This window comes from Agathobaculum desmolans ATCC 43058 (assembly GCF_000701665.1).
Lineage (GTDB): Bacteria > Bacillota > Clostridia > Oscillospirales > Butyricicoccaceae > Agathobaculum > Agathobaculum desmolans.
The window spans coordinates 20,890-30,223 of sequence record NZ_JNJN01000034.1 but is presented as its reverse complement, the minus strand read 5'-3'; the positions used below and the strand labels follow the sequence as shown (position 1 = coordinate 30,223).

Annotated in this window: 8 protein-coding genes; 1 reads left to right on the top strand and 7 read right to left on the bottom strand. The window is 51.2% G+C overall.

The window, feature by feature from the left end; all coding sequences use genetic code 11:
- Positions 1-311: 311 nt before the first annotated feature.
- Entirely contained in the window at positions 312-1,319 is a 1,008-nt protein-coding gene (locus T363_RS0109465; RefSeq protein ID WP_031475273.1) for a helix-turn-helix transcriptional regulator, read from the bottom strand.
- Positions 1,303-1,836: an O-acetyl-ADP-ribose deacetylase gene (locus T363_RS0109460; protein WP_031475271.1), complete on the bottom strand. Its 534-nt coding sequence runs from the start codon at positions 1,834-1,836 to the stop codon at positions 1,303-1,305. Before T363_RS0109460 ends, T363_RS0109465 begins: the two co-directional genes overlap by 17 nt.
- A 143-nt stretch (positions 1,837-1,979) precedes the next feature.
- Here T363_RS0109460 and T363_RS0109455 point away from each other — a divergent pair, with 143 nt between their 5' ends.
- Positions 1,980-3,005, top strand: coding sequence for a tyrosine recombinase XerC (locus T363_RS0109455; RefSeq protein ID WP_317394172.1), 1,026 nt, complete (start codon positions 1,980-1,982; stop codon positions 3,003-3,005).
- 410 nt (positions 3,006-3,415) lie between these two features.
- On the opposite strand, the gene T363_RS0109450 is transcribed toward T363_RS0109455, so the two are convergent.
- The 5 genes from T363_RS0109450 to T363_RS0109435 all read right to left on the bottom strand — a co-directional run bounded on the left by T363_RS0109450 (position 3,416) and on the right by T363_RS0109435 (position 9,234).
- Positions 3,416-5,071: a solute:sodium symporter family transporter gene (locus T363_RS0109450; RefSeq protein ID WP_031475267.1), complete on the bottom strand. Its 1,656-nt coding sequence runs from the start codon at positions 5,069-5,071 to the stop codon at positions 3,416-3,418.
- 151 nt (positions 5,072-5,222) lie between these two features.
- The gene (locus tag T363_RS16460; RefSeq protein ID WP_207640626.1) at positions 5,223-5,726 is read right to left on the bottom strand and encodes a sugar phosphate isomerase/epimerase family protein; all 504 of its coding nucleotides are present in this window, start codon (positions 5,724-5,726) and stop codon (positions 5,223-5,225) included.
- A 3-nt stretch (positions 5,727-5,729) separates the two neighbouring features.
- On the bottom strand, positions 5,730-6,161 hold the full coding sequence (locus tag T363_RS16455; protein ID WP_207640625.1) for a sugar phosphate isomerase/epimerase family protein: 432 nt from the start codon (positions 6,159-6,161) through the stop codon (positions 5,730-5,732).
- Positions 6,162-6,243: 82 nt separating this feature from the next.
- Positions 6,244-7,323 (bottom strand): Gfo/Idh/MocA family protein, encoded by a 1,080-nt coding sequence (locus T363_RS0109440; RefSeq protein WP_078096996.1) that lies wholly within the window; start codon positions 7,321-7,323, stop codon positions 6,244-6,246.
- 309 nt (positions 7,324-7,632) lie between these two features.
- A complete protein-coding gene (locus T363_RS0109435; RefSeq protein WP_051643202.1) occupies positions 7,633-9,234 on the bottom strand; it encodes a potassium/proton antiporter in 1,602 nt (533 codons plus the stop codon).
- Positions 9,235-9,334 lie beyond the last annotated feature (100 nt).

Here is a 9,334-nt window from a genome sequence, read left to right as displayed (position 1 = left end):
AAAATGAAAAGAAACTGCTGAAGCTTCTAGACCTTTCTCCAATTGCCCCAGACGAGGTCTACCTGAAACCAGCGCTTCTCAAAACAAAACCTAACTAACCAACATCATTGCCGGTGGAGCAGTCCAATTATAGAGCTGCTCAGGCGAGGGTTGCATTTTCTTTTTCAAGAAAATAGCCGTCGTCCGGTTGTCATGCGCAAATTTCAGTAAATTCCAGCAGTTTCGTCCCTATTATACCTTGTCTGGGACTGAATTTCCACTGCTTTTATGAAGTATGATCCATTAATTCGGACTCACTGGCTTTTAGTTATTCACTCAAAGGGGGCGGAAAACGCCTGGATCTGCTGCTGAAAGGCTTCCCTGACTTCGGCCGGCTCAATGATCTGTACTGCGCCGCTCAGGCCAAAGATCCATGAAAAAAACTGCGGGCTGACTGCAACCGTCACATTGACCGCAAAGTGAGCGTCATCTACCTTTTGTACCATCAGGTCTGCGCCGAAGCGATCACGGATCACACCGATAAAGCGGTTTTCACAAATCAGCCGCACGGTTTTCTCATCGCCGGAAAACATGCCGAATACCTTACGGGTGTAGTCGGCCGGATTGAACCGGTCGCGGAACAGTCGCTGTCCTTCGCGTTTTCGGTCGATTAAGGAAATATGTTCCATCTTATCGACGCGGTAATGCCGGATCGCATCCGTCAGTGGATCATGGGCGATCAGGTAGTAGTTTTCATCGTCCCAAGTCAGCGCCCACGGGCTGACCTGATAAAGCGCACCGTCCTTGCGGTAGCGCTTGCGGATATGATTGGATGCGGAAAAATCAAGTGCCCATTCAAAATACTGAAAGGTGATCTGTACGCCTGATGAGATCGCATTGTGCAGGGTGTCGATGTTATAGTAGATTCCTTCGTTGATGGTTTTGACCCGATCGGCTACATAAACCTGCCGCTGCAGTGCATGGGCTTGTGGGAGGCTGGCAAGGGATTCGATTTTTTTGATCAGCTCATTGGATTTTTTTTCTGTGATAAAGCGGGAACATTGGATGGCATCAACCAGCAGCTTAAGTTCAGGCAGTTCGAAAGGGCGGGATGCTATGTAATAGCCGCCGTCCGAACCGCGTTCAAGCATCACGTCCAGACCGAAATCCTGCAGGGCGGCGATGTCCGAATAGATACTTTTGCGTTCGGCGTGAATATCATACCGGGCAAGAGCAGCCAGGAGCTGTTCCATGCTCAGTTTATGGTTTTCATCACTGTTTTCCATCAGAATTTTACACAGATAGAGCAATTTGAGCTTTTGATTAGCGCTTTTCGGCATCGTTATACTCGCTTTCCGACAGGGCAGTCTGATAGGCGGAGAAGGTTGTCTGATCAAAGCAGACGATAGTTACCTGCTGCATTTCCGGGTGTGTGCGCAGGTAGCTGCGAATTGTGGAAACGGCAATATTGGCTGCGCGGTGAACCGGGAAGCGGTAAACGCCTGTGCTGATCGAGGGGAAGGCAACGGTTCGGCAGCCGAGGGCGGCAGCGGCAATCAGAGAATTGCGATAGCAGTCGGACAGCAGTGTATCTTCATTTGCCGTGCCGCCGTGCCAAATCGGACCGGGTGTATGGATGACAAAGCGGCAGGGCAGACGATAGGCCTGCGTTGCTTTAGCTTGTCCGGTCGGACATCCGCCGAGTTTCCAGCATTCTTCCAGCAGTGCCGGACCGGCTGCGCGATGAATCGCGCCATCGACACCGCCGCCGCCTAACAGCGAAGTGTTGGCAGCGTTGACGATTGCATCGGTGGTGCAGTGGGTGATGTCACCAAGGGTAATGTGCAGGCGTTGCATCATGACAGCCTTCTTTCCGGGTAGTTTATGGGATATATTATACGGTATGCCGCCGAAAAAGGCAAGTTTGACGGCTGCTGCCGAACGCGGTATAATAAGCGTGATAAAGGGGCTGTACCGCCCGAAGGAAAGGAGCAGGGCGCTTGGAAAAGCCAATGTCGCAGTATGCGGCGGATGCACCGCGTGTGCTCCGCGATTTTTTGACTTATATCTCTACCATTCAGGGGAAATCTGCGCAGACAGCGCATGAATATTATTTGGATCTGCGCCTGTTTTTTCGTGTGCTCAAGCATAATAAAGGGGTGGTACCCCGTGAGCTGCCGATCGATCAGGTGTCGATCGAGGATATTGACATTGACTTCCTGCGGGAGATCACACTGTCTGATGCATACGATTATTTGGAATACATGTCGGGTGAGCGTCCAACGCAGCAAAACAGTACGGCTACCAATTTCGGCTTGAGCAGCACATCGCGTGCGCGCAAAGTATCTGCGATCCGGGCCTTTTTTCGATACTTGACGGATAAACGTCATTTACTGGAAGTGAATCCGATGAGCAATCTGGAGGCGCCTTCGATCCGCAAGTCATTGCCGGTCTATCTGACAACCGAGGACAGCATTCGCCTGCTGGATGCCGTGCAGGGGGAATATGCGGAACGGGACTACTGTATCTTAACGCTTTTTCTCAACTGCGGCCTGCGTGTATCTGAGCTTGTCGGCCTGAATTTGTCGGATTTTCAGGGGGACACGGTACGGGTACTCGGAAAAGGAAATAAGGAGCGCACCGTATATTTGAATGAGGCCTGCAAGGCGGCGCTGGAGCAATACTTGCCCAAACGTATTTTACCGCACGACAGGGATCAAAATGCTTTGTTTATCAGCCGTAACCGCAATCGCATCAATGTGCAGACAGTGAAGTGGCTGGTAAAAAAATATATCGGTCAGGCGGGGTTGGATACGCAGAAATATTCCGCCCATAAATTGCGCCATACGGCAGCGACGCTGATGTATCAAAACGGGGTGGATATCCGCACTTTGCAAAATATTCTCGGTCATACAAGTGTTAACACAACCATGATTTATACGCATATCGAGGACAGCAGTTTGCGGGAAGCAGCGTCAAAAAATCCGTTGGCATCGGTCAAACCGCAGCGGACGGACACAGAGTAAGAGCCATAGTATCCCAGTCAGAGGATGCTGCATATGCAGTTTGAGTTGCCTTGAGAATGGCCGAGATTATCGAAAAACTTTGTTTTTCCGACAATCTATGTTTGGACTATGCCAAACATGAGAGCGAAAAAAGTCCCTGTATACAGAAGCTTTTTCGCTCTTAAAGTATAAAAAGTCAGGCATATGTCCTGACTTTTTATGCATTTGCGCTGCAAATGTTGTTTTATGCGCGCTGCCGCGCGTATTGTGGGTATCCCCATTGACAAAATACTTTTTCGGCAGGCTGGGCCATGCCCTGAGGAAACAGGGCATGGCTTTTGTGGTGGTTCCGGCATAAACGATGGCAGGGAACAGAAAGGTGCACCGCTGCCGGGTTGTGTGGCAGCGGTGTACGAGTCAGGGGAAAGGTCTTACCAGGGCTGTGCGTAATTCCATGTGCCGATCCCAAGCGGGGAAAACGCAATATAGACAGCAGCAACACAAATCAGAATAACAGCGGTGGCAACCCAACGGTATTTCCACGGTGTCAGATCGACCGCGCCGACATCTTCCTGTATCCATGCGGTCGCATGGTTTTTTTGCTGGTTATAGCGGTTAAGCAGATACATCAGCAGCAGTTCGAGCGGTAACAGGACGAGCACAGCATACAGATAATGGAACCGATCACCGAGGAACAGGAGGAATGCGCCGTAGCTGACCACATGAATGAACAAGACCAGTTTGGCAGAGTATTTGGGCAGATACTTGAAGAAGAAACCGCCGAAAACCGCAGACAATACCGGCAGTGCGATCAGCATGACCAGCGAATCAAGGAAGGTTTTCAGACCGGCCGGGAAAAAGTAGATCAGGGGGCCGACAATGGTTGTCAGAACAGCAAATAGAATGCCGATATTTTTGCCGACTTTGACAAGCTTTTCTTCCGAAGCTTTTGGATTGATAAACTCCTTGTAAATATCCATGGTGAACATGGTATCAACTGAGTTCAAAACCGAGTTGAAGGAGGAGAGGATCGCGCCGAGCATAACGGCGGCGAAAAAGCCCATCAGCGGCGCCGGTATCACCTGTGTGACCAGCTGCGGATATGCTTCATCCATCATGCTGACCTGATTTCCCTGAAGCTGGAACAGTGCAAAGGCGATGACGCCCGGCAGCGCCAGATACATAAAACCAATGATTTTGAGGAATGCGCAGTACAGAGCACCCTTTTGTGCTTCCTTCAGGTCGCGTGCAGCCAGCACTCGCTGAATAAATGACTGGTGTGTACACCACGACTGCAGTCCGAGAAACAGCAGACCGGTGAATACGGTGGGCCACGGTACGGCAGGCGGCAGCGAATCGGCCGGTGCGATTGAGTTGAGCATGTCCGAGTGGTTTTCAATCAGGTACCGCATACCGTCAGCGATGGCAAAACCGTCGCCGCCCGAAACCTTGCCCAATACGCTCAGCGCCAGAAAAGGAATCATAAAGCCGCCGATCAGCAGACCGATTCCGTTAACGGTATCTGATACGGCTACTGCTTTCAGCCCGCCGAAGATCGCATAAATTGATCCAATGATGCTGATGATGACACAAAGGATGATGATGGATTGAAGTTTGCTTACGCCGAGCATGGCAGATACACCGAAAATATTTTCAAACACCAGTGATCCGGAATAGAGGATAACCGGGATCTGCACCACAATGTACAATAGGATATAGGCAATCGAGAACCAGAGCTTGGTGCTGCGGTCATATCGCAGGCCGATCAGCTCCGGAATGGTCGTAATACCGCTTTTTAAGTAGCGTGGTGCGGCAAACAAAGCCAAAATGATGCAGCAGGGGGCTGCAACAATTTCAAAAGCCATGGGGCTCATACCAACGCTCCATGTTTGTCCGTTCGTGCCGACGAGCTGCTCGGCTGACAGGTTTGTCAGCAGCAGCGAACCCGCAATGACAAAGCCCGGCAGGCCGCGTCCTGCCAAAAAGTAACCGTCCGCTGTGGTTTGGTCATCGCCCTTGGTTTTGACATAGGAGATGACAGCGACCAAAATGGTAAAACCAATGAATGAAATGATCGTCCAAAGCATAATTTCACTCCCCTTTGAAATGATGAGAACCGATTTTTCTTTCTCTATATATGTATTTATTTTGATTGTTACAGCCGTCCAAAAGAATAGCAGAAGGCCGGATGCTGGGGATAGCGTGCGGCATCCGGCCTATGCGAGAAGAAAGAGATGATTATTGGCTGATGGTTTGGCGCAGTGCGTCGATCGAGGTATGCACACCGGCGTCCACACTCATGGTGAGATCTTCCATCTCAAGCGATACATCGCCGTCATAGCCCATCATATGGACAACCGAGAAGAATTCCTTCCACCACTGCAGATCCTTGCCGCAGCCGACGGCGACATAGTTCCATACCCGGTCGGCAGATTCGGTGACCGGACGCGGCTCCAGCAAGCCGTCACGGTCGGCAAGACCGCGTTCGATGCGAGCATCCTTGCCATGCACATGGAAAATACAGCCCTTCAGCGCACGTGCAGCAGCGATCGGGTCGGCGCCAAGCACCATCATGTGCGAAGGATCGAGGTTGATGCCCAGCATCGGATCGGTTGCTTCACGCAGCTTGAGCAGGGTGGATGCCGACCAGACCATTGTGCCGGGGAACTCCTCAATTGCAATGTGTTCAATGCCGCACGTTTTGCAATGCGCGATAAACTCATTCCAGAAATCAATGGTCACCTTTCACTGGTATTCATAGGCAGGCGCCATAAAATCCGGCCACGATACCGTGGATGTGATCCAGTTCGGGGTAGTATCACCCGGCGCACCGGCCGGCAGACCGGCCATTGCAACAATTTTCTTTACCCCCAGCAGACCGGCCAGCGTGGCGCAGTCATACATGGACTTTTTGTATTCCTCGCCTGTTTCGCTCGGCCATGTTGGGTTGCAGGATGTATTCAGGGCAGAAATGCGCGTGCCGCGTTTGTGCAGTTCGTCCATAAAGGCGCGGCGCTTGTCTGCATCAGCAAGCAGCTCAGCAGTATTGCAGTGCTTGCGCGCACCCCAGCCGCCTGCGGTCATTTCGACTGCATCAATACCGAGAGATTTGACCTTGTCCAGCATATCAGTATAGGACAAATCGGCAAACACATCGGTGCAAATGGCAAGTTTCATGTATTATAACCTCCGTTTCAGTTAAGAGAAGAAGCGCCCGCTGCCCGAAAACGGCGGGCGCCGTGAAGAGAAAAAGATGGGTTTACTTAAAATCGACCCAGACACCGCCCTTGTCGGCGGATTCCACACACTTGAGCACCCAACGGATGCCATCAATACCGTGCTCAAGGTCCGGGTAAACCAGATTGTTCAGCGTTTCTTCATCGCCGCGGTTCTTCGCGTCCATAGCGATGGCAAAACGGGTGTACAGGTTGCTCCAGGAGTCGATCAGGCCGGTATAGTGCAGCGCGCCCAGACGTTCATACTCCAATGCTTCCGGGTTCAGATAATCCATCGCGCGAACCAGAATCTGCTCCGGCTGTCCCTGAATCTGATATTTCAGCTCGTCCGGATGCATGTCGTTCCATTCCAGAGAGGCCTTGGTGCCAACGATGCGGATGTGCTGGCTGGACATATCGCCGGCGTTGACTGCGGAAGCCCACATGCGGCCAACCGCGCCGTTTTCATAACGCATCAGCACATAAGCATTGTCTTCCAGCGGCGCACGGGATTTGATAAAGCTCTGGCGATCGCACAGCAGCTGCTTGAGCTTGAGCTGCGGGCAAACCAGCTCGGACATGTAGAAGGTGTGGGTGGACAGGTCGCCAAGCACGAAAGACGGGCCGGACTTGGCCGGATCGACACGCCATTTCTGACCTTCTGCCTGCTTGTCACCGGTCGGGTCGCAGGCAAAACCGTGGGCATAGCGCAAATCGACCATGGTAACCTCGCCGATGTCACCGTTCTGGATCATGCTGCGCATCTGGCTGAGCAGATCAAAACCGGAGAAGCCGTAGGTCACGCAGACAACCTTGCCCATTTTTTCTGCCAATGCCTTGATTTCTTCGCCCTCTTCTACCTTAAAGAACAGTGGCTTTTCGCAGATAACGTGTAGGCCGGCTTCGAGAGCTGCCTTGCAGACTTCGAAATGCTGGAAATTGGGGGTGGCGATGTCGACCGCTTCGATGCCGTCTGCTCGCTTAGCTTCCTCTGCGAACATGGTCTTATAGTCCGGATACAGACGCTCTTCATCCATGTTCAGATTCTTGCCGAAGTCCACGCAGCGGGCAAAGTCCAGATCGAATGCTGCCGCCTTAAGGACGAACGAAGTGTTGTCACGCATCGCGCCCAAACGGTGCTTGTAACATCTGAGTCTGCGAGAACCTGCTGGTTTTCCGGAATGATATCAGCGGCGTTGCATGCTGTTGTAAACGGACGCAGCAAAAAATCCCACTTGTCCTCATTGTATGATGAAACAAGTGGGATTTTATATATGTATTGGCAGCATCGTTGATGCTGGGTATTTTTACCATGCAGAGCGGGGGACACATATAACCGGATAATACGTGCTGTAAACGGTTTGTTTTCACTGTGCGTACCGGCAGTTCAGTATCGTTTAACAATCGGTGCAGGAGAAGGCTGACTGTTTTTATCACATGGAATTCAAAACGACTATATCGCCTTCGCAAAGACGGGTCTGTCCATCTGGCAGGATCAAGTCACTGCCGCGCCGGATGAGGATGATCAGCATATCGGATGGAATGTCAAGTTCGTATAGTTGTTTGCCGCACCACCGGTGAGAAAGTGTGATGGTGACTTCTTTCAAACGGATATCATTGTCATCCTGATAAGCAAATGCACTTAATACGAGGATATCATTCTGCTCAATTATCGTATCACCCTTGGGGATCAGGTTTTGACCGGTTCTTTTGAGGAATACCAATAGGGTCTCGGGCGGCAGTGAAAGCGCCTGTACGGATTTGCCGATCCATGGATGACCGCTCTTGATCGGTAAACTGATGTAATGGATATCGATCTCATCTGTGTAATCATTAAAGGTCATCAGTACATTACCGCTTTTGTTGATCATTCCGGCTTTTTCGGAAAACCAGGGCAGCAGACTGCCTTGCAGCAAAAGTGATAACAATACAACGCAGAAAACCATGTGAAACAGATCGGTTTGCAGCGGAATATCACGGACGAACACCATAATGGCAAACACGATGGAGGCGGCGCCACGCAGTCCGGCCCATGAAATGACCGCCTGTTGACGGAAAGGAACATGAAGCGGCGTCAGCAAAAGAAAAACGGACAGGGGACGGGAAATGAAGGTGAGAACAAAGGCAATCACCAAAGCAGGCAGCCATACCGCTGCAAGACGCGAGGGAAAGGACAGCAGGCCGAGGATGAAGAAAATCATCATTTGCATCAGGCTGGTCAGTCCGTCAAAAAAATTGACCAACCCTTTTTTGTTTGGCATGGGGGAATTGCCTAAAATAATACCGACCAGATAAGCGCTTAAATAGCCGTTCCCGCCGATGTATGTAGGCAAAGCGTAGGATAACAGCGCAACAGCCAGCATAAACACGGCATCAAAACCGTTGACCTCGAAGGTGAAAAACTGCAAAAACCAACGGGCAGCCAATGCGATCAGTGCACCGGTCAGCAGTCCAAAGCCCAACTGGGCGGCGGCAAGTGTTAAAACACCGCGCACGGAAAGAGCGGAACCGGATTGCATGATGGAGAGCAGGATCAGAGTCAGCGTATAGGCAAACGGATCGTTGCTGCCGCTTTCGACCTCCAGCAGGGAATCCGTATTGTATTGCAGGGAAAGACTGCGTGAGCGCAGCACATAAAAGACGCTGGCGGCATCGGTCGAGCTCAGTACGGCACCAATGAGCAGACCTTCTATCAGACTGAAGTGCAGCACCAGATGACAAAAAAGACCGGTGATCCCGGCTGTCAGGATGGTGCCTGCGGAAGAGAGTAATGCAGCCTTAGCAGCAACCGGCCGGGCGATATCCCAGCGGGTGCCGAATCCGCCATAGAACATAATGCAGATTAAAGCGAGGGTGCAAATGTTTTCGGCAAATGGAAAGTCGTCAAAAGCAATTTTGAACAGACCTTCCGAGCCGAACAACATCCCCAGAAGGATAAAGGCGAGCAGCATGGGGATACCAAAGCGGCTGGTAATTTTGTTGCTGAGAATACAGATAATGATGACAACAGCGCCAAGAATCAATGACTGAGGCAACGGATAACCTCCTGACAAGTTGATTGATGTTCTGATTGCTTTGCAGCAAGGGAAAAAGAACACCTGTAATCATTATTATACTGGAAAGTTTGGTGATCAT